This is a genomic window from Terriglobus roseus, assembly GCF_900105625.1.
In the GTDB taxonomy this organism is placed as follows: domain Bacteria; phylum Acidobacteriota; class Terriglobia; order Terriglobales; family Acidobacteriaceae; genus Terriglobus; species Terriglobus roseus_B.
Genome location: NZ_FNSD01000001.1, coordinates 565,763 through 592,743 on the forward strand (window position 1 = coordinate 565,763; position 26,981 = coordinate 592,743).

19 protein-coding genes are annotated in these 26,981 nt (G+C 58.1%); 6 read left to right on the forward strand and 13 right to left on the reverse strand.

Annotated elements, in window-relative coordinates; translation table 11 throughout:
• Positions 1-21 precede the first annotated feature (21 nt).
• Together BLW03_RS20095 and BLW03_RS02350 are read right to left on the reverse strand one after the other, a co-directional pair.
• Positions 22-951, reverse strand: coding sequence for a helix-turn-helix domain-containing protein (locus BLW03_RS20095; RefSeq protein ID WP_170834933.1), 930 nt, complete (start codon positions 949-951; stop codon positions 22-24).
• A 125-nt stretch (positions 952-1,076) separates the two neighbouring features.
• Positions 1,077-1,700 carry a response regulator gene (locus BLW03_RS02350; protein ID WP_139285068.1) on the reverse strand — a complete coding sequence of 208 codons (624 nt, stop codon included), beginning with the start codon at positions 1,698-1,700 and terminating at the stop codon, positions 1,077-1,079.
• A gap of 450 nt (positions 1,701-2,150) precedes the next feature.
• On the opposite strand from BLW03_RS02350, the gene BLW03_RS02355 reads away from it, so the two are divergent.
• Both BLW03_RS02355 and BLW03_RS02360 read left to right on the forward strand, forming a co-directional pair.
• Entirely contained in the window at positions 2,151-2,927 is a 777-nt protein-coding gene (locus BLW03_RS02355) for an alpha/beta fold hydrolase (RefSeq protein WP_074652172.1), read from the forward strand.
• Positions 2,928-3,385: 458 nt separating this feature from the next.
• The gene (locus BLW03_RS02360) at positions 3,386-4,090 is read left to right on the forward strand and encodes an MBL fold metallo-hydrolase (protein ID WP_074652173.1); all 705 of its coding nucleotides are present in this window, start codon (positions 3,386-3,388) and stop codon (positions 4,088-4,090) included.
• A gap of 30 nt (positions 4,091-4,120) precedes the next feature.
• Here BLW03_RS02360 and BLW03_RS02365 read toward each other — a convergent pair whose 3' ends face one another.
• The 10 genes from BLW03_RS02365 to BLW03_RS02410 all read right to left on the reverse strand — a co-directional run bounded on the left by BLW03_RS02365 (position 4,121) and on the right by BLW03_RS02410 (position 21,259).
• Positions 4,121-6,979 (reverse strand): sensor histidine kinase, encoded by a 2,859-nt coding sequence (locus tag BLW03_RS02365; protein ID WP_170834934.1) that lies wholly within the window; start codon positions 6,977-6,979, stop codon positions 4,121-4,123.
• A 341-nt stretch (positions 6,980-7,320) separates the two neighbouring features.
• A complete protein-coding gene (locus BLW03_RS02370; RefSeq protein WP_074652175.1) occupies positions 7,321-8,289 on the reverse strand; it encodes a formylglycine-generating enzyme family protein in 969 nt (322 codons plus the stop codon).
• Complete coding sequence (locus BLW03_RS02375; protein WP_074655716.1) at positions 8,286-9,158, reverse strand: peptidylprolyl isomerase; 873 nt, start codon at positions 9,156-9,158, stop codon at positions 8,286-8,288. The genes BLW03_RS02370 and BLW03_RS02375 overlap by 4 nt, the downstream gene beginning before the upstream one ends.
• Positions 9,159-9,264: 106 nt before the next feature.
• Entirely contained in the window at positions 9,265-10,614 is a 1,350-nt protein-coding gene (locus tag BLW03_RS02380; protein WP_074652176.1) for a family 4 glycosyl hydrolase, read from the reverse strand.
• On the reverse strand, positions 10,604-11,527 hold the full coding sequence (locus tag BLW03_RS02385; protein ID WP_074652177.1) for a carbohydrate kinase family protein: 924 nt from the start codon (positions 11,525-11,527) through the stop codon (positions 10,604-10,606). The genes BLW03_RS02380 and BLW03_RS02385 overlap by 11 nt, the downstream gene beginning before the upstream one ends.
• On the reverse strand, positions 11,524-12,879 hold the full coding sequence (locus tag BLW03_RS02390) for an APC family permease (protein WP_074652178.1): 1,356 nt from the start codon (positions 12,877-12,879) through the stop codon (positions 11,524-11,526). Before BLW03_RS02390 ends, BLW03_RS02385 begins: the two co-directional genes overlap by 4 nt.
• 15 nt (positions 12,880-12,894) lie before the next feature.
• On the reverse strand, positions 12,895-15,687 hold the full coding sequence (locus BLW03_RS02395) for a PIG-L family deacetylase (protein WP_212733114.1): 2,793 nt from the start codon (positions 15,685-15,687) through the stop codon (positions 12,895-12,897).
• A gap of 66 nt (positions 15,688-15,753) precedes the next feature.
• A complete protein-coding gene (locus BLW03_RS02400; RefSeq protein ID WP_074652180.1) occupies positions 15,754-19,086 on the reverse strand; it encodes a TonB-dependent receptor in 3,333 nt (1,110 codons plus the stop codon).
• Positions 19,087-19,243: 157 nt separating this feature from the next.
• A complete protein-coding gene (locus tag BLW03_RS02405) occupies positions 19,244-20,215 on the reverse strand; it encodes a carbohydrate kinase family protein (protein WP_170834935.1) in 972 nt (323 codons plus the stop codon).
• Positions 20,216-20,221: 6 nt separating this feature from the next.
• Complete coding sequence (locus BLW03_RS02410; RefSeq protein WP_074652182.1) at positions 20,222-21,259, reverse strand: LacI family DNA-binding transcriptional regulator; 1,038 nt, start codon at positions 21,257-21,259, stop codon at positions 20,222-20,224.
• Positions 21,260-21,440: 181 nt separating this feature from the next.
• Here BLW03_RS02410 and BLW03_RS02415 point away from each other — a divergent pair, with 181 nt between their 5' ends.
• The gene (locus BLW03_RS02415) at positions 21,441-23,195 is read left to right on the forward strand and encodes a hypothetical protein (protein WP_139285069.1); all 1,755 of its coding nucleotides are present in this window, start codon (positions 21,441-21,443) and stop codon (positions 23,193-23,195) included.
• 106 nt (positions 23,196-23,301) lie between these two features.
• On the opposite strand, the gene BLW03_RS02420 is transcribed toward BLW03_RS02415, so the two are convergent.
• Positions 23,302-23,721 carry an EamA family transporter gene (locus BLW03_RS02420; protein WP_074652183.1) on the reverse strand — a complete coding sequence of 140 codons (420 nt, stop codon included), beginning with the start codon at positions 23,719-23,721 and terminating at the stop codon, positions 23,302-23,304.
• Between the two features lie 132 nt (positions 23,722-23,853).
• On the opposite strand from BLW03_RS02420, the gene BLW03_RS02425 reads away from it, so the two are divergent.
• From BLW03_RS02425 to BLW03_RS02435, 3 genes are all read left to right on the forward strand, one after another.
• Entirely contained in the window at positions 23,854-24,528 is a 675-nt protein-coding gene (locus tag BLW03_RS02425) for a response regulator transcription factor (RefSeq protein ID WP_074655718.1), read from the forward strand.
• Positions 24,529-24,645: 117 nt separating this feature from the next.
• Positions 24,646-25,923: a HAMP domain-containing sensor histidine kinase gene (locus tag BLW03_RS02430; RefSeq protein ID WP_244501928.1), complete on the forward strand. Its 1,278-nt coding sequence runs from the start codon at positions 24,646-24,648 to the stop codon at positions 25,921-25,923.
• 53 nt (positions 25,924-25,976) lie between these two features.
• Positions 25,977-26,978 carry a YncE family protein gene (locus BLW03_RS02435; RefSeq protein ID WP_074652185.1) on the forward strand — a complete coding sequence of 334 codons (1,002 nt, stop codon included), beginning with the start codon at positions 25,977-25,979 and terminating at the stop codon, positions 26,976-26,978.
• Positions 26,979-26,981 lie beyond the last annotated feature (3 nt).

The following is a 26,981-nucleotide window of genomic DNA, read 5'->3' on the forward strand; positions in this document are numbered from 1 at the left end:
AGGTCTTCCTGGATCGAGTCGTCAGCAGTTGCCCACGAAGGATTTCTGACCTGCGGTGATGGCACGCCAGCGCCCCGGGGGAATACCGATCGCATTGGTAAAACAGCGGGTGAAGCTGGATTGATCTCCAAAGCCCACGTCGAGTGCGATTTGCGAGATAGGGCGGCTTGTCGTACTCAGGAGCACCCGGCTTCGGGCGACACGGGCTTGCACAATGTGCCGATGGAATGAGGTGCCGAAGGTTAGTCTGAAGCGGCGAGCAAAGTGACAACCCGACAGGCGGCACCTCTTCGCGACCGCTTCCACGGACACATCAACATTGCCTGCATTGTCCAATGCCTCCTGAATAACGACCAGCTGCCAGGCGTGGAACGGATCGCTCGCACCGTCATTCGGTTCAACGCTTGAAGAGGAGCAGGTCTGCAGCCTTTCGCATAACGCCTCAAGGATGTACTGGCGCGTGTCACTGCCCGCCGGTGCCCGACCGGCATGTGAATAGGTAAGTGCCAATGTCAGTTCGCGAGCGACGATGTCGTCAACGAACCGGAAATCCTGGGGATTGTCTGTTGCGTCTTCGATGAGATCCCGGCTGACGCACACCTTCAACCGCTCTTGACCCCTGAGGTCAGATAGACCAAATACTTGTTTGAACGTTGTGTCGGAAGGACAATGGAAGCGGCCACCCGTACCGTGAACTTTCAGATCCTTTGGAGTGGATGGGTTGTTGATGAAAAACGTTTGATAGGCTTGCAGCGCTCGGGTCTTACGCATCCTTAAAGCTGAATCCGCTGACACCCATATGTCGATGCTTTTCCCGCGTCGTCTCAGTACGACATGCGGCGAAGGCTTTCTTGAATCCTCTTCACGAAACAATGTTGAGGGCGACGGTTGACTAGCAAGATGAGCCACAGTGCTGATCCCTTCGATCCACACATCGACTTCACAGAGCATGTGGACTGCGCTCATGCTAGCTGTCACGCATAAGAGTGCGATAACCCCGTTCAGCCAGATTTCTTATCCCTCTTAAGAGGGGTATCATCGGACGCTTCCCCTCTCCGCGGACGAGGAACGCTGCGTCAGAAATCGAGGAAGCCGCGCTGTGTTGCTATCGTGACGGCATGGGTGCGGTCGCTGGCGCCCAGCTTTGAAAGGATCATCTTGAGATGTGCCTTGACTGTATGTTCCGAGATGGAAAGCTCGGCTCCAATCATTTTGTTCGACTTACCAAGCGCTACCTTGCTCAGCACATCGATCTCCCGCGGAGTCATCTGGTTGTCCATTGCGTGTTGCGCGAGTAGTTGTGCGATTTCGTCGGGAATCCGTCGCCGCCCTTCGTGGACTTCCCGGATGGTGGTGATGAGGTCACCGCGAAGCATATGTTTCAACAGGTAGCCAGCAGCTCCCATGCGAAAGGCACGCACGGCATGCACATCTCCAGCAGATGTTGTGAGGACTACCAAACGGGCGAGAGGAAAATCCGCACGAATGGCCGAAAGCAATTCCAGACCATTCATTTTCGGCATGCGGAGATCGATCAGAGACACGTCTGGCCGATGGACCCGGAACAACTCGAGCGCTTCCTCGCCATCTTCCGCCGAGGCGATTACTGACATGTCCGGCTCCGCATTGATCTCGGCAGCGATGCCCGAGCGCATCAGCGGATGATCGTCCGCGACTAGGACGCGGATCTCCTTACTCATACAAGCTCCCGGCATCGAATTGGAGTCCAGAGCGATGCAACAGGTTGATTCTGCCATAAGCCGGAAGGCATCGCTTCAGCAACGGCCCCCTCGATACGGAGAAAGAAAGTCGTCGCCGTTGCGAGAACCGCGACGAAACGGAGAGGCCTGATTTCGACATTGGCCTTCTTCCTTTGACAACAGTCATCGAGAATTCCAGTGGGACCGCGAGCGAGCGCTGCCATCTGGATCAATGGGAGCGATGCTACATATGAGCGCTTGTCCAGTCGTGATCGGGATCAACTCTTTTGGGATAATCAACCGTCACTTGCAACGGACGCGTGTACATGCCGCGGCAGCCGGAAGCCAAAGTCTGTTCCAACAAAATCTGGTCGCCCTCGCACAGAAATCGCTTCCAGTCCGTTCTATCGTTGCGCTGCCATACCGGAAGGCTGCAGACGAGGAGGTAACTTGAAATACACCGTTGGAAATTCAGTACTACATGTTGAAGTCCAGGGCGAGGGTCAGTCCGCTTTGGTCTTTCTCCACTATTGGGGAGGGACGCATCGCACATGGCAGGGCGTAGCCGCCCTGCTCGCCGATTCATTCCGTTGTGTGACGTACGATTCGCGAGGCTGGGGGGAATCAAAGGCGGGGAGCGATGATTTTTCCATCTCTGAACTCGCAGACGATGCCCAGGCGCTGGTTCGCCAGCGTGGCCTCGAGAAGTATGTGCTCATCGGTCACTCCATGGGTGGCAAGGTGGCGCAACTACTGGCATCGCGACGACCGGAAGGACTGACGGGGCTGGTACTGGTCGCGCCGGCATCCCCGGCCCCGACGCACTTCCCCGAAGAAGCATTCCAACAGCAGTTGCACGCCTATGACAATCGCGACACGGTCCTGCAGACGATCAACTTCCTGACGTCGAGTCCTCCATCGCCTGAGCTTGTCGAGCAGATTGTCAGCGATAGCTTGTCGGGATCACCCGCGGCCGTGATGGCCTGGCCAACCACTGGCCTAAGGGAAGACATCTCGGCTGAGGTCCCAAAGATCGATGTACCCACACTGATCCTTGCCGGAGAACACGACAACCTCGACTCGATCGAGCAGCATCGGCGGGAGGTGCTTTCCAGAATCTCCAGGGCATCACTGGAAGTTGTCAGTGGCAGCGGCCACCTGATTCCAATCGAAGCACCGCAGCAACTGGCCACAGCGATAAAACACTTCGTGTCGCAACTCAACTAACCCAGGGGCGGCCATCGATCCCATGGACCGATGGCCAATACTATCCTCCGCTGATTGTGTCGGCCTGGTAGAAGCCCTGATTCAGAACAGATCACTGCACAAGTGCATCAATCCAGCTAGGCGAATGCTCGAAAGGTTTCCTTGCGTGGCCAGTAGCACCTGCGCATCGCTCCTATCAAGCTTCGCGCAGTAAACGCTGCCAGCAGGGTCTGTCACGAACATTCAATGTCCTTTCAGGTCAAGCGCGAGGCAAACCCCTTACACCCAGATGTGACAAGGATTTGTAGTGCTACCGGTGAGGCCGGTTGCGTGTCCATCGAAGGAGTGTTATTCCGTTGTCCGCTTTTCCAAAGCGCGCGTTCTTTCGCAAGGAGCACCGAGCGTTGCAGGCCATAGACTTGCGCAACGAAGCGAGCGACGCGCGACTGTAAGGACGCGTTTCGCGCTGGAGGCCCGACTTGTCCCGGATCGTACGAATCCCCATTCTGCCGCTCAAGATATCCAACGCTCATCTGCTCATCGGTAATGGGGGATGCGTGCTGATCGACGCGGGACTACCTGGATCGGCACCGAAGGTCGAGAGGGCGCTGCTAAAGAACGGACTTTCGTTCCGGGACATCACGGCCATTGTGGTCACCCATGCTCATGTTGACCACGCCGGGTGTGCGGCCGAACTGCGGGAGAAGACACGCGCGCCCATCATCGCGCATGAGGCTGACCTTCCCTATTACAAGCGGGAAAAGCAGATGCAATTCTGTCCGACAGGATGGGCGGGAAGACTCTTCTTCAAGACACCTATCCCGCACGAGAGTTACGCGGCCTTTGAGCCGGATGTGTTGCTGCACGACGAAGAGACTTTTGACCTGTCGCCCTATGGGGTTACCGGCACGGTCACACACACACCCGGACACACGAAGGGCTCGATCTCCGTGGAGCTCGGCAATCGGGAGGCGATGGTTGGCGATCTACTCGCTTCGGGAATTTTCATCGGTGGCCTCCTTCGCACAGGCCATGCCATCAGGCCCCCGTTCGAGGATGATCCTGCCGCTGTCCGTAAAGAATTGCTGCGACTGGTTGGTCTGGGCTTCGAGCGATTCCACGTGGGCCATGGCGGCCCCGTGGAAGCCCACGAAGTCCGCCGTCACGCGGAGCGTCTCATCTAACCAGTCGGGCCATGCCGCAGCAGCCCAGGGTCATGACTCTCCCGACAGACCACCGAACCACCTCGCCGAGAGTTCCAGTGCCCGGGATCGAAATGCTAACCCGGCCCGCATGCGTATGTGTACTTCAGTCCCGCCGTGCTTTCTAAGTGAAATTTTAAGTTCTGCACCGGCTTCTTCCGCTCGCCGTCGCATGCTTGGCATGCCCCAGTGCCCCTGGCGGCCGCCTTCTTCTAAAATGCGAGGATCGATGCCGGTACCGTCATCCCACACACAGACGAGGAGCGTGCTGCGCGTGTAGTCAATTTCGACGCAGACATTCGTTGCACGCGCATGCCGGAAAGCATTGTTCAAACCCTCCTTCACGATCTTGAGGATCTCTTCCGAGGCCGCGACCTTCAGCACACGCTTCGTCCCGGCGGTCTTGACCTGGAATTGAGCGTCTGACATTTGCCCGATGTCTTCTCCATAGCCTCGGATAATCTCATCGAAGTCTCTTGGTTCGAACTGCTTCCGGGAATCGAAAACGAGGCTTCTCGCAGACGCCATGACCCGATTCATCTCTTCGAATGCGAATTGCAATCTTTGTTTCGAGGATGGTTCCAGTTCGATACGGGAGGTGACGGCATGGATCGACAGCAGGCCACCCTCTACCCCCTGAAACAGGGTGTCATGAAGATCGTGAGCGATGCGCTCCCGCTCAGAAAGGCGCTCCATCATGAGCGCGTTCGACCGCCGCACAAGATGGTTGACTCGCCATGTGTATAACAACCAGCCCAAGGCTAGAAGGAATACAAGACACATCATCCGGAACCAATTTGTCTGGTAGTAAGCCGGCAGCACCCGAATAGTGATCGCAGACCCTGTTGTATTCCAGACCCCATCGTTGTTACTTGCAATCACGTGGAATACATAGGTTCCAGGTGCGAGGTTCGCATAGGTGCTTTCCCTGTGATTTCCGACGTCCTGCCACTGCTTATCCCATCCATCCAGCCGTACCTTGAATCGGTTACGAGAGGCGTTGGTAAGACTGAGGGCAGTGTATGCGACGTTGAAGGACCTGGTATTTGGCGGCAGCAGTACGGTGTCGTTCGTAGGATAGCTGAGCTGGTCCGTGGACACTGACGTAATACTGACCGGCGGGACCATTGCATTCCGCTGTAAGTGTGCAAGGTCGACGGTCGCAATGCCGCTAATCGTCGAGAACCACAGCTTCCCCTGATGCAACTCACGCGACGGTGTGCTCGCAGTAACTCCGGTTCCGATAGACCAGTCCGAAGAGCCCGGCGCTATGGAAAGAGGCTCCGGAAGATCCGTTTCCGTGTCGAGGATTTCGTACTTCACACCCTTCGTATGGTCTGCCAAGTACGCTTGCAGATCGTCTTGGAAGATGTGCAGGATACTTCTTCCGGTGCTAAGCCAAAGGCCGTCGTGGGCCGTCTCCATGATCCGATGGACTGCGGGAAACGGTGTGCGGTCGATCGCGGTCACAGGGATGAAGCGAGTTCCTTGCAGGACTTCTAAGCCACCTGTTCCCCCCACCCAAACGTCCGATCCGATCGTCGACACGGTGCTTACTGTGCCAACGGCGAGGCCGTCCGCCGGCCCAAAGACATGGGAGACTACGCCATTCTGAATCAAGGCCACGCGTTGCCGCGCGTCGTACCCCAACCAGATCTGACCGTGCCCGTCGGCTTTCACGGACGTCGGCGCAATATCTGGATCGTGCGGCAGCACCGGAACATTCGTCCATGTGCTTCCCATCAGTTTCATCAAGCCCAGACCAGAGATCGACACCCAGATCGTGCCTGCATTATCAACGTCGAGCGCATAAATCTTGCTGTGAGAGTCGTATTTGGGATACGGGAACACCGCTACGGTCCCGTTTTTCCAGCGCCAAGTGTTATTGAGACCGAGAAACCACGTACTGCCATCGCCTGAATGGAGTGCAGAGGCAACGGCACGAATAGTGTCAGGAAGGAATGGAACAGGCTTATGGGAAGGAAGAAGCTCGGGCGGGAGGTCTGTGTCGTAAACGACGAAAAGACTGCCATCGGCTGCTGCTACGGGCGTGGGAGAGTAGCCTGTCTCGGTCCAACTCAGCCGTCTTGGACGAAAGCGATCCAGACCACCGTCAGTGGCTGCCCATATGTTTCCCTCCCTATCTTCCAGTAAGCGACGGATTACCTGCCCCGTTGCCCCATCTTTTCGACTGAATGTTTCCGCAATGGCAGCAGTGTCTTTCTTCACTTCGGAGAGATGTGCTGCAGATGGGAACCGTCTTACACCGTGTTCCGAACCCAGCAAAAGGCTACCGTCCGAAGGAAAGAGAATGTCCCAGGAACCGATGCTGATGGGCTCCGGCAATGGATCGGAGGTGGCTCTCTCAAGAGGGGAACGGAAGGGTCGGACGACTTCCTTATCCCCATCGGACAGCCAGAGCACGCCGTCGCGCGACTCCCTCACCGCCACGATCCGGTATATCGGGATTCTTCTGTCGAGGAATGCGTGACTCCCCGATGGAAGGTAGCGAAGGCTACTCCCAGTGCCTACCCACAATGTGTCCTGCCGGTCGACAAAAACACATAACGCTGAAGATTCCGGATAGTCCCAGTCCTTGCGTACCCTGTGCCACGAGGTCCCGTCGAAGCGGGTCAGACCACCGGTAACAGCAGCCCAGATAGCTCCGTCGTGCGTCCGCGCAATGGCCCTGGTAGCACCGTAGGCGTATCCATCTGCCTCCGTATAGGTGCGAGAGACGCCGTCCTTTAGGTAGGCGATGCGGCCACCTGTGTACGAGATCCAGAGTCCACCGTCAGGAGTCACCAGCAGATGGCTTGCTGCACCATCCGGCAGCACTCCGCGTATCGGCGTATAAGCTTCGAACGTCACACCATCGAAGCGGAACAGACCTGCAGTCGTGGAAGTCCAGAGGAAGCCGTCAGGCGTCTGAGCCAGCGACGTGACTGAGCCATAGAGCCCATCCTTTTCAGTCCACGCAGTGTGCTGCTGCTCATGGAGAGTCTGACTCACGCTTTGCGCCGCAATCGATTGCGTTAGGCCTCTTGAGAGAAGAAACACCAGCACGAGTAGGCCAAATGCCCAGTAGCATCTGACGCTGCGGTTCCGTTTTGCGCCTGTCCTCGCATGCTTCATCGAGTCTTAGATTCCTGAAACAAATGCCCTCTCGACAGGCAAGTCGGTAGCACGGCAATGTCCTGATTCAGCAGTCCCTAACGATCCGTGTCACGCACGCACCGGAAGCTGATATTCGTCGTCGCGCTGTCCGGCGTATTGGAACTGCGCGCCGCGACACGATAGCGATTACAGTATGACCGATGGCAAAGGTAGGACCCGCCCTTCAGCACTCGTGCCACACCCTCCGGCGGTCCCATAGGATTGTGCCGCGTGGCGTGCTGGTGCCACGTGGAATGCGACCAGTCGGCGATCCACTCCCATGTGTTCCCTGTCATCCCGTAGAGCCCGTAACCGTTCGGCGGGAAGGCATCAGCCGGACACGTCGCGGTAAAACCATCCTCTGCCGTGTTGCTGGCCGGAAAGACACCCTGCCAAATGTTGCACAGATGCTTCCCGTCAGGCGTAAGTGTATCTCCCCAAGGGTAGGCAGCCTGCTCCAGACCGCCACGTGCCGCGAACTCCCACTCTGCTTCCGTGGGCAGGCGCTTGCCCGCCCATGCGGCGAAGACTGCTGCATCGTTCCATGAGACATGCACTGCGGGATGGTCGGTGCGCGCGTCAATATTTGAGGTAGGACCTTCGGGATGGGTCCACGTTGCGCCCTCGACGGCCTTCCACCATTCGGCACCATGGACCTGCGCCGGTGCGTGTCCCTCGGAACCAGCGGGAAGATCACCCGCAAAGACAAAGGACCAGCCGATGCGCTCGGCCTCTGTTACGTACTGTGTCGCTTCCACGAAGGCGGCGAAGTCGCGATTTCGGACCACGAAGCGGTCCATCCAAAACGCATCCACCGTGACTGGACGGACCGGCCCCTCGCCGTCATCGGGAAAGGAGTCCGCTGACTCCGACCCCATGAGAAAGCGGCCTCCAGGCAATAGCACCATGTCCTCTGTGCTGCCGCTGGTTATTCGGATGCGATCTGTTGCGGTCTGCTGGGACGCCTTTAGGACTTCCGCATGTTGCTTGCTTGGAACGCAGCAGGGACTAACTCTGGTGTTCACTCAATCCCCCTCCCATGCGCGACGCTGTGCTCTGGCTCACTTGCCACCTCAATTTGTGCACCGTTGAAGATTGCATGAAGTGCCTCTTCCAGCACGCCTTGGCGGCGATCGTCGAAGATGCGACGTGCAAGATCGGCTCGTATTTCCTGGAGCGGCTGCAAGCCGGCAGGCTTATGGTCCTGAACCAAGGCTATGTGCAAGCCGAAGGGCGTCTCGAAGATTTCGCTTGGCTTGCGTGGCTGCAATCGAAGGACGTTCTCTTCAAACTCTGCCACCATGTTGCCGCGGGAGATCCATCCCAGTGCTCCTCCACCGCCTTTGCAGTCCGAGTAGCGCTCAGCGACTGCTGCGAAAGACTTGCCGCGTTTCAGATCTGCGGCGGCTAGTCTCAGCGTCTCCATTGCAGCCTGTCGCTCCGTTTCGTCCTCCGCGATCCTCACGATGTGCGACACCAGCCAACGCTCAGGCAACGTGAACGTCGCAGGGTTGGCGCGATAGATTGCTTCTACTTCCCGGCGGCTCGGTCGCGGCACGTGGCGCGTCAGATGCCGCTCTGCCTTACGTACAGCGGCTCGCTCTTCCATCTCATCCGTGATTCCGCGACCGCAAGACTGGTTGGCCGCACTGCCCCATACGGAGCGGCGTTCCTCTTCAATCTCCTGTTCCGTCACGGCCAAGCCTTCGCGATCTGCGACCTGTCGAAGCAGCACGGCTCGAAGCACGTTTCGCTCCGCCACCTCCTGCGCTTGGCGGAAGTCGGCTGGAGACGTCAACTGCATCTGCTCTGGCGTCATTCCGCCAGTGACCGCGAGGAATTCACGGTAGAAGCGTTCGTCGCTTATCAGTTCGCCGTCCACACGAAGTGCCATGCAGAACAGTTTACTTTCCATCGCCTGCTCGCGCTTTACGGCTCGAGGGATGACTGGAGACGGCACGTCCGATGCCCCACGATCCGGGACCTTGTTGCTTCTTCGCTCATTTCCACTTCAACGTCTTAAGAAGGGTTGCCGATGGATCCCATTCGCCGATCGCGGGATAGAGCAGCATTGCCTTTCGCAGTTCTCGTTCGCTTCCACTGATTACGGCATCGATCGCGGTGCGTTCATAGGCCTTAACTGCCAACACGAGACCGCGCACCGCCTCTGGGAGTGGGCCGACCGGTAGTGGAGAGATTAAGCCCTTTCCGACGACGCTCATCGCCTCGATGACATCGTCGGCTGCTATCTCAGGTATGGTGTCTGCGTTGCGGGTGTTGACGATGATGCGACTTGTGTCGTCACTAACAAGCGCATTCATAACCTGCAATGCAATGCGGTGATATCCACTGGCTGCGCGGAATGGGTCTTCCTGCGGCGCATCATCATCGAACGCGGAGCTCCCCTGTCCTTCCAGCTTCATGTACGAACCAGAACGGAGGTTCAGATAATCGATATAGGCTTGCAGAGCACCGGCGTCGTCACCGCCAGCGTGAAGCTTCAGCAGTTTCTCGGCCAAGGCCTCATTCATTTGTCCAATCTGTTCCCCACGGGTAGCCCCCTGGCGACGCTGATTCTCAAGTGCGCGGGTGCGTGAGTAGTAGAAGAACAGGTATTCCGTAGGGATCAGACCGAGTGCGCGAATCAAGTCAGGCTCAAATAACGGCGCCGAATAGAGCTGCAACAGGATCGCATCATCATTCAGGATTCTATGGGTGACATCTTCGCCTCGCAGCATGACTCTGCGCACCCACCCCAGGTGGTTCAGCCCGATGTAATCACACACGACTTCGTCTTGTGTTGCGTCCAACGCGATTGCAATACGATGAAGCATCTCCGTCGGCGTGTCACAGATGCCCACGACCTTTGCGTTGCTGTTCTGCATGATTGCCTGGGTGATAAGTCCCGCAGGATTGGTGAAGTTTACGATCCACGCCTGGGGTGCGACACGCTCCACTAGGCGCGCCTGCGCAATGGCGATCGGGATGGTGCGTTGTCCCATGGCAATGCCACCAGGCCCCGTAGTCTCCTGCCCAGGGTATCCACAGGCGATGGCAGCGCGCTCATCGTGTGCGCGTGTACCGGTGCCGCCGACGCGGACGCTGTTGAGTACAAACGATGCGCCATCGATCGCTTCTTCCGGCGTAGCCGCCACCCGAATGCGAAGCGATCCCCCGTCCCGTCGAACGACTTCACGGCTCAGCCTGGCCGTCATCTGGGCACGTTCCGGATCGAGATCATACAAAACCAGTTCTTCAGCCTGCAACGATGTGGCGGACTCGTTGATGCCAAAAGCAACAAGGGGGGTCCGCACCCCACCTCCGCCCAGAAACGCGATCTTACGCGGCATAGTGCTCCTCAAGAATGGCGCGGATCTCCGGCCGGTTCGGTAGTGCTCCTAATGCGCCCGCAGCGCGAGTGGACATAGCCCCGCAGATGCAGGCCCGCTCCAGCACCTCTCGAGGGCCGACACCATCGAGAAGTGCGTCAATAAATCCCGCGTCGAAGGCATCCCCTGCGCCGGTGGTATCCGTCACGGAAACGGTGGGTGGTCTGACGCGGTGCTTCGTTCCGTTTGACAGAGAGACCGCTCCGTCGCGACCAAGTTTCACCACGGCATGTTGTAATCCGAGGCTGCGACATCGTTCAAGATACTGGTCGGGATCACCGCTAAGAATCGACGCCTCCTTCTCATTTGGCATGGTGTAGTCAATCGCTCGAAGCACATCGACACTCGCCTCGTCCTGCAGCCAGCCCACATGGTGGCCCACGTCCAACGATGTAGTGGCCTCACGCGCTCTGAGTTTCGGAAGTATGTGCTGGGCAAGCCGTGCGCTGAGAGGCATGGCAAGATGTACGTGACGTGACCTGGCGGCTTTCAGAAGCAGGTTATCGTCGTGCATCAAACGTGCCTCCAACTCCTGATTGGCCCCGCGGAAGGTGAAAAACGTGCGGTCTTCCACGGTCGAGATGCTGACGCTTACGCCGCTGCGGACTGAACTACTTGCGATGCTGTCCGCGCCCACACCAAATTGCTCTAGTCGCTCTGCGATGCGTGAGAAGTTATCCTGTCCTACCACGCCGATGATCTGCACGCTGCGTCCGAGACGGGCAAGCGCACACGCTGTCGTCACCGCACCGCCGCCAAGCTCCCACTCGTACGCGTCGGTGAAGATCTCTTCGCCTGGCGACGGCCACGAGCGAAAGCCGCTGAACACATGGTCCTGATAAATCTCACCGATTACTGTGACGTCGTAATTCATGATGTTTGAAATGGCCACTCCTGTTGGCTTCTCGCACGTAGCAAAAAGGCTGCGACACCCGCGGCGCCAAGCGCAATAGCGATGGCGATGTGGCGCGGCTGCCCGGTGGTGACGATGTATGCCCAGCCAGCCAAAGCAACCACGACAGGCAATGGGTAAAGCGGCATGCGGAAGCTCTCCTCAGACTCTCCACGCTTGTTCCTACGAAGCAGGATGACGGCCACACACTGCGCCATGAACTGCAGCAAAGTCTGCACCACGATCAGCGCCGCAATCAGTTCAGCCAGAGAGACGCTGCAAAGGATTGCCGACGCTACTCCCATGAAGATGAGTGAAGTTGTAGGGAAATGCCCTCTGGCATGTACCTTCGCGAAGAAGTGGGGGAAGGTTCCGTCGACGGCTGCGGTATATGGCACACGCGAGTACCCCAGGAGGATCGCATAGGCGGACCCCCAACTCGCAAGCAGGATCAGGACCGTCACCGTTCTTGCAGCCCATGTGCCATGGATCGCACGCATGAAGTCAGCGACCACCGCGCTGGAGTGCTGAGCGCTCTGCCAGGGCAGCGTTCCGATGATCGAAAGATTCATCGCGAGGTACAGCATCGCAATCGCGACGATCGAAACCAGGACCGCCCGGGGGATATTTCGTCGCGGCGACTGGATCTCTCCGCCCAGCAGGCACACGTTGTTGTATCCGCCATAATCGTAAGTCGCTATTAGGGTCGCGGAGCCAAGTCCAGTCCAAAAGGCTCGGTTCAGATGAAATGCGCCTTCCGGAAAACTGAATGCAATCGATGCATTAAAGTGGAGGGCGCCGCTCACTACGATCCACACGCAGGTCGCTAGAACAGCGGACATTACGACCACAGACATCGCGGCGACAGAACGGATAGGGCGGTACAGGACAGCCATGTTCACCAGGCAAAGCGCCATGGCAAGGAGCTTCGCCTGCAGCGATGTCATGGGATGCAGCACCCCTGCATATTCCGCGAAGCCGACGGCGCCGGAGGCTATCGAAATGGGGCCAATCAGCAACGATTGCCACAGGAACAGGAACGCAATCATGCGTCCATAACTATGGGGACCGAAAGCCTGCAGCAGGTAGTGGTAGGGACCGCCGGAGCGCGGGAAACGGGAACCTAGCTCCGCCCACACCATGCCATCGCATAACGCCAGCAGCGCGCCCAGCACCCAGCCCAGCATGGCCTGTGGTCCCCCCATCGCGGCAAGGGCAAGCGGTATGGTCAGAAATGGTCCAACGCCCACCATGTTGAGCACATTGGCCGCGATGGCGCCCGGCAACTTCAGGCTGCGTTCAAGCTGTTCCGACGGTGCTGCCGTTTGCGTCATGCGTACTCAAGCGAGCTACTTCAGCTCAGGGTTCTGCGGCAGGCTCAACATATTGGCAAAGAGGCGGAAGGCGCCCGGTACACCGAGGGGTAGCTGCCGATAAAATGCATACGCGTTGTAGATATACACGCCCTTCCCATAGCGCGCGTACAGCAAGCCACCCTTTTGTTCAGGCTGTCCCTTATCGTGCGTTTCGACCAACGCAATGTACCTTGGATCCCAAGTCTGCAAGAACTTCGATCCACGCTCTTCAATCCATCCCTCAAAGTCTTTCGTTCCAATTTTGTTCGGCCATTGGAAGATCGGATTCTCAGGAACGAGAATATTGACTTTTGATTTTTCGTCCGTCACTTCTTCCGGATCATTGCTCATGACGTAGGGGTAAGGACCGAAGTTATGGTCAAACTCTGGGGTGTTGTATTGAACAACGGCAACACCGCCGTTCTCTACGTACTGCAGCAAACGGGCGTTATTGACGATGAGATCAGGCCGGACCGCATAGGCCCTCACGCCAAGCACGATGGCGTTGTAGCGGCTTAGATCGCCATTTGCAAGATCCTGCGCTGACAGGTACGAGACGTGAATACCAATCTGCTGCAAAGCAGCGGGAACATCATCACCGCTGCCTTCTACATAGGCCACATTCATTCCCGGTGCCACCTTCACATCGGTACCGGTGGTGCGATACGTTGCGGGCGCATAGAGAAAGTAGGGTCGCAACCCGGTATACCCAATGGTGGTGTAGCCCTCGGTATACTTCTGGCCATCAAGCTCCGCGACTGCGGTGACCTTATACTCCTTGCCCTCCTGCACCTTCGGCACAACGTTGAAGCTGACTGTCCGCTCCTCGCCCGTTTGAGTGAAGGAAACGGGAATGGCGGAGGGTTCGGCAGTCCAGCCCGAGGGCAAGATGAGACGTACTGTTGGCTTCACAGCCCCCTGCGCGTTGTTCTTGACACGGACGCGCACCGTTGTGGATTGGCTGTCGAGCGGAACGACACCGGCTGCTGGAGACAACGCTACCGAGAGCGCGGGTCCAACAGGCATAGGATGACGCACTACACCTGGTCCATTCAGCTTGCTGACCACTTGTACAACTGTGGTGAGCTCTACCTTGGCTCCCGCATATTCCAGGGTGGCGCGCGCCTCCAGCGGATAAGGCGATAGAGGCGTGTTCCGCTTCGCCTTTGCATCCACCTCATAAAAGGCGTTTTGCAATCCATCGCGTACAAAATAAGGGCGCGTGAAAGGTTCGCTACGGGGCACGGTCACATTGAACTTTAGATCGACAGCCTTGGACGGCTCCAGCAACCGGGGCGCCTCAGTCCGTTTGGCCTGCCAATCGCTCCCCGTCGTTCCCGTGACTTGCAGGTTATTGATGGCGACACCGCTGGCGGCAGGCTGATACAAGTGCACTGCCACCGGAAAGTTGAGCCCCGGTGTTGCCATACTGAACGTGGTCCGCGGCCCGCGGAACATGGCTGCGGCAGGGTCGTCGCGGTCGGGCGGTGTCACGTCGGCCTGTAAGGAGACTTCCAGTGCGGCAGCCAGTGCTTCATTGAATTGCCGCTGCTTTGCGCGCAGTTCATGCAATACGTTGTACTTTGCTTCAGCAGCCATCCGGCTTCGTTCTACGGTGTCGATGAGTGCCTCTGTGGCAAGCTTGCCTTCGGCAAGATGCGGTGCTATGGCTGACGGCTTTTGAGCTGAGAACTCCGCAATCGCCTTTTCGACGTGCGCGTTAATCGCCAGCAACTTACCGCGCAGCATCTCCTGAACTTTCGCGTCGGCAAGTGTCGCAATGCCGGCCAGCGAAATGTCGATGCCGTCGAAGAAACTTACCTCCGTGGGCTTCGCATCGATATGCGATCCAAAGCGGTGATACATGGCCGGCTGGTCCCCTGCGAACGGGACGCTCGGACCACCATTTTGCGATGCCTGAAAGCCCAGGCCTGTGCGCGAAATCTGCGTGTAGCTCTGCCCCAGAAATTCGTCAAAGGTGCCGGCTGGAATCTCTACCGTAACGCTGGGCTTACCGGGCTCCCACTTACCCGTTACATGATTCGTGACGCCTACTGGTCCCCAGGTATGGTTCGCATAGTCGTACATACCTTTCTCCGTGACCCGAAGGAACGGCGCGCGCGCATAGGTCTTTACCGGAGCCCATGGCAGCAGCCCCTCCTTGATCTGCTCTGGGAACATCTTCGGATCGCCGGCTGCCTTGAACACTTCCTGCGCCATTAAGCCTGCGGTCGCGTGCTGTCCATGACCATCTGTCGGTCCACCCACGAACACAGAACAGACGATCAGAGGGCGCACCGTACGAACGACACGCACGGCTTCCTCCAGCACTCGATCACGCCCCCACTGGCCGAGAGCCTCGTCGAGAGATTTCGAAAAACCATAGTCGGCCATGGACGTGAAGTACTGTGCGTCAAGTCCGTAGTAGCGACCTGCCTGCAATAGTTCTTCGGTACGGACCAATCCGAGGGCATCCCAATAGTCCGCTGACATGACGTTGGCTCCCCCCTCGCCACGATCCAGCGTTAGCAGCGCAACGCGCGCGCCTTCTCCTCGGCTCTCGTACGTGAGCGTCGCTCCATCTTCATCGTCGGGATGCGCGACGATCATCATCACGCTCGAGCGTGTGTGCAGTTTTTTCAGGGATTGCCACGTCGAGGCCGCGCCTTGATCTGGCGGAATGCGCCAGGCGTCCACCATCGGCTTGGCTGATTGTGCCGGCAACGGCGCGACGGAAGTAACAAGGCAGGCACTTGCCGCCAGGGAACAGAGAGCTTTGTTGAACATGCCCAACATGAAAGCCTCGCGGCAGGACGAGCGATCCGCGTCGATCGCCCTGCGGGATGGGTTTGATTAGAAGTAGAATTTACCGGCCAACTGTACCTGGCGAGCGGTATTCACAACCCCGCTGATACGACCGAAGGTTCCGGGCGTCGATACGGAAGCCGCTGGATTTGCCAGATTCGCGTGGTTGAAGACATTGAACCCTTCCAGGCGAAATTCAAGCCGCCTGGTATCCGTGAAGGCGAATTGCTTGAACAAGCTCATATCGAAGTTACGCCGTCCGGGCCCTGCAAACGCGCGAGGCCGGCATGTACCAAAGGTGCCAGCACCAGGCTGCGTGAATGCTGCGGGGTTGATGTACGCTGCTGTGCCCGACAAGCTCGTCAAGGAGTTGCGGTCATGGGTCGTGTTGTTAAATGCTCCGGCAAGGCAGTTGGCATACGCGGCGTGATTACCACCCGTCTGGCTGTTATCAGCAGCAGTCACATTGAACGGGTTGCCCGATTCAAACGTTGCAATGATGTTGTACTGCCATCCGCCGAGAGCCTTTGCCGCGAAGGACGTGTTATTGAGCAGCAGGCCATTCTGTCCAATAGGCAGCTTCCACTGCGCACTGAGTACCAAGCGATGACGCTGGTCGAAGGGTGACTGAGAGTATTCGTGCTCGTAGTCGTACGCATTCTGGGGGGTCGATCCCGCAGTGAGGTTGTCAGCGTAGTCGCTGAAGTTGTGAGCATAGGTGTAGCTGATCTGGTAGCCGAGGCCTTTTGTCATCTGGCGACGAACGCTGGAAACAAGGCCGTTGTAGTTCGTATTGCCGTCATTTGTCGCGAGCTCCAGAAATGCGTGCGTGCCGCCGTTATTCAAGTTGGCATAAGGAAATGCCACAGTCGGTGTTGCGCCGCTGAAACCGGTAATCAAACCCTGGTTGGCATTCCGAAGGCGATTCATCTTATGGCCCAGATTACCGACGTAGACCACTTCAACAGTAGTACTTGGGCTCAACTGAAACTGCGGTCCAAGGCTGAATTGCTGCACGTAACTGGTGCGCTGGTTTGGGTCTTGCCAATTCGACTTCTGAATATAAAGCGGCGTAGTTGCATTGGCGTAAGCGGGACCGGGGAAGCCGTTACGCAGCTGAAAGACGGTGCCGGAAGCCACCGTGGTGCGTGCGTCGTTAACGAATTTCAGAAAAGGTTGATTCTGTCCAAGCGCCGCCTCTGAGCCGATCCGGTTGTAGTACTGGTAGAACACACCATAGCCACCACGCAGAACCATCTTCTTGCTTGCCTGGAATGAGAAGCCTACACGGGGTGCGAAGTTATTCTTGTCCGGCTTTACCAGACTGCGCTGAAACCAGTTTCCGTCACGCGCGACCGTGAGGCTTCCTGCACCGCTGCCGTCGAAGTTTGAGAAGCTGTTCGTACGATTCAGCATGGGGGAATAGAGCTCATAGCGTGTGCCGTATACGATCGTCAGCCTTTGGGACGCACGCCAGGTGTCCTGCGCGAAGAACGAGTGACCAAACTGGTAGTTATGGACCACAAGGTAGCTGTTAAAGATGGTCTGATTCACATTCCCAAGCAGGAAGTCTGGCCATCCAAACCCGTTAGTGTTGGTAAAGACGCCGGAGAAACTCATGTAGCCCTGGGGTGCCGTTAGATCCAGGAAGTTGTTGGTATTGCGATGGTACTCATACCCGAACAACATGCTGTGATTGCCCTTGAGCTTTGTGAAGTTATCCAGAAACTGCCATACGCCTGCAGCCTGAAACTGCGGACGGAAGAGATCGACGCCAATCCGGCGAAATCCACCGGAGATGTTGATCGGCGGCAAACCGCCCGACTGCGGCGTGACCGGGATGCCAGTGAGCCCAACGCTTGGTGCCGCAGACGTTCCCAGGGTTACGCCGATTGGATTGCTATGGGCGCTGTCACGCCCCCAGCCAAAGCGGAACTGGTTGACCGCGCTGGAAGAGAGAGTTGTCGTCAGTCCGAAAGCAACCTCCTGATTGCGAATTTTGTAGTCTGTAGCGAAGCCACCATTTCCAATGTCCGAGTTCCCTGTCCATGGCGGATCCTGCCGATGCTGATCGAGGAAGCTGTATCGCGTGAAGAGCTGGTTGCGCTGTGTGACGGTGTAGTCGATGCGGGTGTCGAACGAGTTGACCTGCTGCGGCAGCTGATACTGGTAGACGTAGTTCGGTGTCCCGTTCCAGGCACCCGTGGCATTGTTTGGATTGGGCAGCAGCGCAGCTATCGCGCGCGCCACCGGGTCGATGCACGATGGCTGGATAACCTTAGCCACGATGCAACCTGTCTGCCCAGGTAATTGCCCCACAGGGTTGAAGGTCACCTCGCGCAAATCACCCGTCTTCATAGCAGCCGACGGAACGACAGAACTGACCGTGGTCGATTGAGTTGAACGAAGACCCTGGTAGTCCCCGAAGTAAAAGAACCTGTCACGGACGACATGGCCGCCGACCGTCCCACCGAACTGGTTCTGACTGAAGTTCCCCTTTGCCAGTGGTATCCCGACCACATGTTTATTCGCCCAGCTATTCGCGTCGAAGACGCTATTCCTCGCATATTCCCAGACACTGCCATGGATCTGGTTTGTACCGCTCTTCGTGGTCGCGTTCACGACTGCGCCAGCTGAAGTTCCGAACTCCGCAGAGTAAGTACGGGTCTGGAGGCGAAACTCCTGAATCGCATCCGGGGGCGGCTGTACGTTCTGGACAGAGCCCTCCTGCAAATTCGTCGATCCGGAATTGTTGTCGACGCCATCCAGCGCAAAGTAATTCTGCGTCTCGAGATTTCCGTTTGAGGAGAATCGATCCGGTGCCGGGTTCGCAGCACCGGGATTTTTGAAGATACCCGGCTCCAGAAGAGCCAGGTCAGCATAGCGTCGCGCATTCAGCGGCAGATCATTGATTTGCGTTGTGCCAATGACATTGCCGACATCAGCCGACTGCGTCTGGAGGCCCTGAACGGTCGAGACCACCTCGACCGTATCGGTCGCCGATCCCGCCATCAGGCTGAAATCGATCTGGGCGCGTGTCTTAACGTGAACTTCCACGTTTGCGTTCCGTGCGGTACTAAATCCGCTCGCCGTTGCCTCGACCGTGTAGGTGCCGGGAATGAGTGCGAGCGCCTGGTATGAGCCATCGCCGTTTGTCTTAAGCGTTGTGGCCACTCCTGTGGCGGTGTTGCGGATGGTGACGCTTGCGCCGGGAATCACGGCACCCGCAGCATCGCGCAGAGTACCAGTGATGGAGCCGTTATCAAGCTGAGCGAAGGCCGCAGGCACGCTGAGCAGCAGCGCGAGAGAAAGAACCGCGCTCTGCGCAGAACGGTAACGCGCAAACCGAAGAGAAGAAACTGCCAAAGTGCCCAGACCCATGTGCCTGCCCCTTAGGAATATCCCGATCTGCGGTTCGCTGCTATTGCCGCATTTATCGGTATCGTTATCGGTAACGGATGATGGCGAAGCTAACGCCTTGGCGCGCGATTGTCAACGAAAATTCACACGGATACTGCGCAGCTGGCGCCCCGATCGGCTAGGCGGGGCGCCGGGGTTTCCCGGACTTCAGTGTGGCCAGGTGCTGGCGAAGTTCTTTGGGCGTTGGGAGCCCCTGCGAACCGCCGGGCTGGGAAGCAGACAGGCTGCCACAGACATTTCCGGTACGCAAGCAATCATCCCACCCAGCGCCGTGAAGGAAAGAGTGCAGAAAACCGCCGTCAAAGGCATCGCCAGCTCCGGTCGCATCGACGATATCGATGGGGAGAGCAGACTGTCGGTATAGCTGACCATCCGCCATCAGCATGGCACCGCGCCTACCCAGTTTGACGACGGGGACTCGCACCCAATCCTGCAACTTTTCCAGCGCGCGCAGGGCGTCGTTGGTGCCGGTGATGGCCTTGGCCTCGTGCTCGTTGGGAAAGATGAATTCGCAGTGACGGACGATTGAAAGTAGCTGCTTCGGGGATAAATCCGGGTTCCATCCAAAGTCGGCGGATACAGTGATGCCCGAAGCCAGAAGGTCTCTCATCACTGGGATCCACTTTGACGGTCGTCGCAATGCACACGCAAAGTGCACGTGCCGAGCCTTATGCAGTTTGGCCAGAACCGTTCTGCTTGACAGCAGATCTTCAAGGTTCTGATTGATGGCATCGTGCGTCACCATCATGCTGTTCGATTGGTAGGCAACGGAGACGGTTAGCGCCGTCGGCTGGTCCTTGCGTACTTCACACGCGGAGACATCCAACCCCTCACGAAGAATCTCACCCCATGTGGGCAAAGTTTCTGCGTCGCCTCCGACGCGTGTCACGATGGCTGTTGCGCTGCCGAGTCGGCTGGCCGCCAGTGCGGAGGTCGCGAGTCCGCCACCGGGCGCAATCAGGAACGAGTCCGTCTTGACCTCTTCCCCGAATCGCGGCTGAGCACGGAGGCCGTAGAAGATCAGATCCGAGAAGAACTCGCCGAACACAACGAGGTCAAATTTATTGGCGCTCCCGGTTCGCAGAGCCATGCGCATCTATCCTTTCTTCTCTCGCCCAGCAGTGGTCGTAGATCGCGTCGTTGCACGCGCGATGACGCGCGGCGAGACGGTGAGCGAACGTGGTTTATCGTTGGCACCATTTTCAATCGCTTTCAACGCAAGGCGCCCGGCCTTGGTTCCAATCTCTTCTCCCGCCAGGTCGACACTGCTGAGTGCCGGACCAATCGAGCAGACTTGTAGGTTGTTGCCACATCCAATCACCTGGAAGTCTTCGGGCACGCGGAGTCCGCGCCCCAGGGCGGCATCCCGCGCACCTGCGGCAAGAGCGTCCGTATAGGCCATGACTCCGTCTGGCGCCATACGCCCCTGCAGCATTCCGCGAACTGCGCCGAAAGCAGATTCGTATTCGCTTCCGCCATGCCTTGGCTCGATAGCCAGTTCCTGTCGCGGCGCAATGCCGGCATCGCGATGCGCCTCCAGATATCCGCTGAAGCGCTGATCCGCCGCAAATGTTCTTGGACCCCGCAGGTAGGCGATCCGACAGGCGGAGCGCGCGAACAGGTGCTCTGCGGCAGCTTTTCCCACCTCAATCTCGCGAAGCCCCACGGACCAGGCTGGAAGCGTTGCCGGCTTCCGTCCGAGATACACGATAGGAACATGACTGTTTCGCAGCGCCTCGGGGGCGTCCGGCGAGCCGTCATTTCCGAACAGAAAGAGTGCATCCACCTGACGGGAAAGATGAAGCTCCGCTTCACGCTCCTCGCCCTCGGGATCATCGTCTGTCGAGGACACCACCAGGCCGTAACTGGCCGCGCGGAAGACCCTGTTTAAGCCGCGGCAGACATCTGCCACGTGAGGATCTCTGAGGTCACGAACGACCAGGCCCACCAGGTACGCCTGCCCTGTGCGGAGGCTGCGCGCCGAAATATTTGGACGATAATTAAGCTCCTGCATGCGCTTCAGGACCAGCGCCTTGGTATCAGCGCTTACGTCCACATGGCCGCGCAGCACCCTGGAGATCGTCATCTTGGACAGCTTGAGATCGTCCGCGATGTCCTGGAGCCGAATCTTCATGATAGGAATGCTGCCATGCTATCGCACTCACCACACTCGCTGGCGTCGTCGTTCCCTCATGTCCCGCCGCATCGTGCCCTGGTGCCTAAGGTCGCCACAAAGTGAGGTGATCACCGTTGATTCCTCGGAAGCGACCCTGACCACCCCGGATGCGTCTGAGAGATCATCTGGAGATTTATTTTTGAAAGCAATAGCCACCGTAGCTCTTCTTGTCTCATCGTCCGTCGTGCCATTCGCTGCGCAGGCTCAGCAAAGCCATCCGAAGGCCGGTAAGAAACGACCACCTCTGTCGGAGTCTGCGTTCCAATCGCAGGTTTTGCAGAAGCTCTCGCAGATGCAGACCGAGATCGAAGATCTTCGTGGACAGATGGCTGAGAAAGACGCGCAGATTGCGGCGCTGAAGCGAAGCAGCGAGAGTTCCAGCGGCGCTCAAGCACAGACCGCCGCGCAAGTCGACGCACTGGCGACCTCCACGGCGCAGACATCTGCGGGAGTCAGTGGTCTGCAGACATCGGTTGCAGCCGTTAGGCAACAGACCTCCGAGGTCAAGAACGATGTGCAGCAAGTGGCGCAGGAGCAGGTGGCGATCAAGAAAAATGTAGATGAGCCTGTGTCGATCCACTACAAGGGCGTGACGATTACGCCGGGTGGTTTTCTTGCGGGCGAGAGTATCTGGCGGCAACGCGCATTGAATGCAGATGTCTATACGAATTTCAACGGCACCCCCTACGGTGGAGCAGGCGAAGCTCACACCAGCGAGTGGGTGCCATCGGCGCGAGCCACCAGGCCCTCCGTCTTGATCACAGGTAAGGTCCCCTTCGGCACCTTGAGCGGATTCTTTGAAGGTGATTTCCTGTCGGCAGGCAGCACATCGAACAACCTGCAATCCAACAGTTACACGCTGCGCGTTCGTCAGGCATGGGGACAGGCCGCGTTCGGGCGCTACAAGTTCACAGGCGGTCAGATGTGGACATTACTATCAGAGAGTAAGAAGGCCGCAGACCCTGGGCAGGAGGCGTTGCCGTTGATCTTTGACGGCAACCTGCATGTCGGCTACACCTATGTGCGACAGCCCGGATTTCGATTCCAGGCGGCCCTGTCGCCAAAGACAACGCTCGCTGTCGCTCTGGAAGCCTCGCAGTATCAGTTCAGCGCTTCCAACGCGTCCCCAAACTTTTTCTTCGGGAACGCGGGAGCGGCGCCGGGCCTGAACAACCCTGGTATCACCTACACCAACCAGGTCGCTCCGGATGTAGTTGTGAAGGCCGCTTTTGACCCAGGCTATGGACATTACGAGATTGGTGGCGTGGTGAGGCTGTTCCGTGACCGTTACTACCCGGCTGGAACTACGGCAGCGAATGCACAGAACGACACTCGCGTTGGTGGCGGCTTCGTCGCAAGTGCGCGCTTCCCCATCTCAAAACTCGATCTCGGTCTGCACTTGGTAGCAGGAGACGGAACCGGACGATATGGCGCATCGATCTTGCCGGACGTGACCGTGCGACCGGATGGGACGCTGTCGCCTCTACGCAATGCACAAGGTCTGCTGTCCTTGGAATATCACGCAACCAAGAAGCTGGACCTGTTTGGCTATGCAGGTACGGAGTATGTTCAGCGAACGTTTTACCGGAGCGCCACGGGCACGCTGGTAGGCTATGCGCCGCCTTCCGCGAACAACACCGGATGCAATACCGAGGCCGTGCCCACGGGCTCCACGGGCTATCTTCCGGGTACAGGAACGTGCCTGGGAGCAACGCGCGATCTCGTACAGGGTTCCGTCGGATGGGTCTATCGCTTTTACAGCGGACCAGCGGGAAAGTTGCAGTATGGGGCGGCTTACAGCTATCTTTCACGCTCTGGCTGGGTGGGAACGGGCGGCGCTCCAACGGCGACGAACAACTTGGTGTACACCAGCTTCCGATACTTCCTGCCGTAGTGTAGAGAGGTTCATCAAAATCATGAAGGGAGCCGGGCTTACTGGCTCCCCTCACTAACCGATCCGCCAGGAACGCGCCGCTCGAATCTTCATGGATACGTTGAAGTCAGGCGAACGCCAGCACGATTGCACCCGCCGTAATCAGTGCTCCTCCAGCGGCCTTCATCAACGTGATGCGCTCTCCCAAGAGCGGCCACGCCAACAGAATGACGAAGACCACACTGAGTTTGTCGATGGGTGCTACCTTCGACGCCTGTCCCAAGGACAATGCGCGGAAGTAGCAAATCCACGAAAGCCCTGTTGCGAATCCGGACAGCCCAAGGAAGATCCAACTCCGACGCTCGATGTGCGCAAGGCCGTCATGCGCTCCAAAGCTGATGGCGATGACCCAGGCAAAGAGAACCACGACCGTAGTCCGGACAGCCGTAGCAAGGTTAGGGTCGACGCCAGCGACGCCTAGCTTGGCCAGTAGCGCAGTAGCCGCAGCAAAGACGGCTGAAAGCATCGCCCAAGCAATCCATGACATCGATGACTCTCCCTGCGTGATCCCACCTGCGCATGCCGGCGGAAGAATCTGTCCATGATCCTCTCATCGAAATATTAAGGCTAACTAAAGGCCATTTGTGTGATTCTGTAGACGCTGTTTCTGGTGGCGCAAGTGCGAGTCTTGTTGGTTGAGGATGAAGTCCGTCTGGCAGAGAATGTTGCGCGTGGCCTGCGCGAGGGTCCTGGTTATGCTGTTGACGTCGTTCACGATGGAGCAGAAGCGCTCGAGTTCTGCAACGCCGGCGACTACGACCTGATCGTACTGGATCTTATGCTGCCGGGCTGCAACGGTGACGAGATCGTACAAACCCTGCGAACCGCCAGGAAGACGACGCCTGTACTGATACTGACCGCAGTCAGTGATACCGATCGCACCATCGCATTATTGGACGCGGGCGCCGACGACTTCATGACGAAGCCTTTTGATCTGGGAGAATTGATAGCGCGCTGCCGGGCACTGATTCGACGCAGCAAAGGCGCGAGTCAGGCGCTGCTGCGCTTCGGCGACCTGGAACTGCACACAGGGGAACAGAGTGTGATTCGGGAGGGCCGGTCGATCGACCTCTCCCCCACGGAGTTCCGCATTCTGGAGTATCTGATGTATCGTCCACGCATCGTGGTATCGAAGCGGGAGTTGCTGGAGCACTTGTACGACTTCACATGGGAGCATCATTCCAACGTGATCGAAGTACACGTTTCGAATCTGCGAAGGAAGTTGCGTGGCAACCATGATCATGACGTTGTGGAGACGCTGCGCGGGCGCGGCTACCGCCTGGCGCAGTCCTAGTCGCCCGTGAGATCCCGGTCTATAACTCGTCAAACGGTTGTCAGTGTCCTGTTGGCGCAGATTGCGTTTGCTCTGGTGCTAGGTGCGGTCGCAATTCTGACGGAGCGCCATACCCGTATGCGTGCGTTGGATCAGCAGATTACGGGTCGTTCGGACTCCTTAATGGGAGCGATCCAGGATGCGGAAGACCCGGAAGACAACATCACCATCGACCCGGCGGAAGTCCACGTCATGCGCGAGGATCGCTATGCCGTTTACTCGGAGAGCGGCAAGCTGATCGGCAGGTCTGCGGACGATCAGCCAGCGCTGCCTTCTGTCGGCGCGATGGGCATGAGCAAGCTCCGAATTGGCACGGTGTCCTATCACGTGCTTCGTCGTAAAGCCTTACGCATCATTGATCGCGCGGAGAACGGTGGCGTAGGGCTGCGGCGTCCCGTCGTTCTTGTTTACGCCTCGCCCGAGAGCCATGTTCTACACGAGGTATTCGAGGCCGTCGGGCAACTCCTGGTCGCCATCGTGGTGATCTCAGTCGTCGCGGCTTTCACGACAGCTTCCGTGGTGCGGAAGACATTACAGCCAATTCGCGACCTCGCTTCCGCGGCACAGAAGGTGTCGCCAGCATCCCTGCACTTCGAGCTGCCGTCGAGTGCAATGCGGGTGGACGAACTTCGACCGTTGGCAACGACGCTCTCTGCGTTGCTCGACGAAGTGCGCGAGGCATTCGCAAAGGAACAGCGTTTCGTTGGCGATGCTGCACATGAAATGCAGACGGCCGTTGCAGTGGTTCGCTCTGCGATCCAGGTTCTTATGCTGCGGCGCCGCAGTGAACACGAATACATCGCGGGGCTCGAGCAGCTCCTACAGGACAACGCACGGGTGGAGTCGCTCGTGGCCAGCATGCTGGATCTCGCCCGCTTCGAGCAGGCATCTGAGGCAAGTACACCGAGCCTGAACTTTGCGGATGCGGCGCGTGAGGCCTGCGCGACCATGGAGTCGGTCGCAGAGACACAGGGGGTCCGACTGGTCGTCTCGGCCGATGACAGTGTCCGCACGAATCTGCGCATGGATCGGGCGCAGACGTTGCTGACCAATCTGCTTTCGAATGCAATCCGCCACAGCGCCGCTGGATCCACCGTCGTCGTGGCTGTCAAGAATGAGGCAGGCCACGCCATCCTGCAAGTGATCGATGAGGGCAGCGGGATTCGTGCGGAGGCACTCCCTCACGTCTTCGAACGGTTCTATCGCGAGGACCCCTCGCGATCTCGTGCCTCGGGTGGAACCGGCCTGGGCCTCTCCATCTGCCAGACCATCGTGAACGCCGCGGGAGGCCGGATTGAGATTACGAGCACCGCAGGAAAAGGCACGCGGGTGACGGCTTCCTTCATCAGCGCTTAATCGGCTCTAGCCAGACTTAATTGCTGGCCATTCCTGGCCGCCAGGTGAATACGATGAAACGATATACGGCATCTCTGGCAGCGACGTGCTGCCTTATCGCGATGAGTTCGATCGCGCAGACACCTTACAAGATTGTCGATCAGTGGAAACTCGGCGGCACGGGCGGTTGGGATTACCTGCTTGCCGATGGCGCGGCACATCGCCTTTACATCACGCATAATGGCCGCGTGGAAGTGGTCGATACGGCGACAGGTAAGGCAGTTGGTGCGGTGACCGGCCTGAAGAGTACCCATGGCGTCGCACTGGATCCGGATGGAAAGACCGGTTATATCAGTGATGGTGCGGGCAATGCCGTAGTCATTTTTGATCGATCGACCTTCGCCGTGCTTGCTACGATTCCGGCCGGAACAAACCCGGACGGCATCGCCTACGAGCCGACGACCAAGACCGTGTGGGCTTTCAACGGCCGTAGCAACAACGTCTCTGTGATCGACCCTGCCAAGAAGGAAGTTGTCGCGACCATCGCACTGCCTGGCAAACCGGAGTTTCCGCAGGTCGATGGTAAGGGTTCGATCTTCGTCAACATTGAAGACAAGAACAGCATCGTCAAGCTGGATGCCGCAGGCAAGAAGGCCGTAGCGACCTGGGCGCTACCGGGCTGCGAATCCCCTTCCGGCATGGCGCTCGACTCGGATCACAGTCGCCTGTTCTCCGTGTGCGACGGGAACAAGATGCCGGTGACGGATGCGAAGACCGGTAAGCAGATTGCTCTCGCAACCATCGGCGCTGGTCCCGACGCTGCAGGATATGACGCGAAAGCTCAACTGGCGTTCTCTTCCAATGGCGAGACCGGGACCCTGTCGGTCGTAGACGCGGCTAACGGGTACAAGACCGTGCAGACCCTCGCAACGAAGAAGGGCGCGCGTACGATGGCATACGATGCGACGAATAACAGAATCTATCTGATGACGGCCGAGTACGGTGCACCGGCAGCTGGATCGAAGCGGCCTTCCGTCTTACCAGATACGTTCACAGTGCTCGTCGTCGGCAAGTAACTT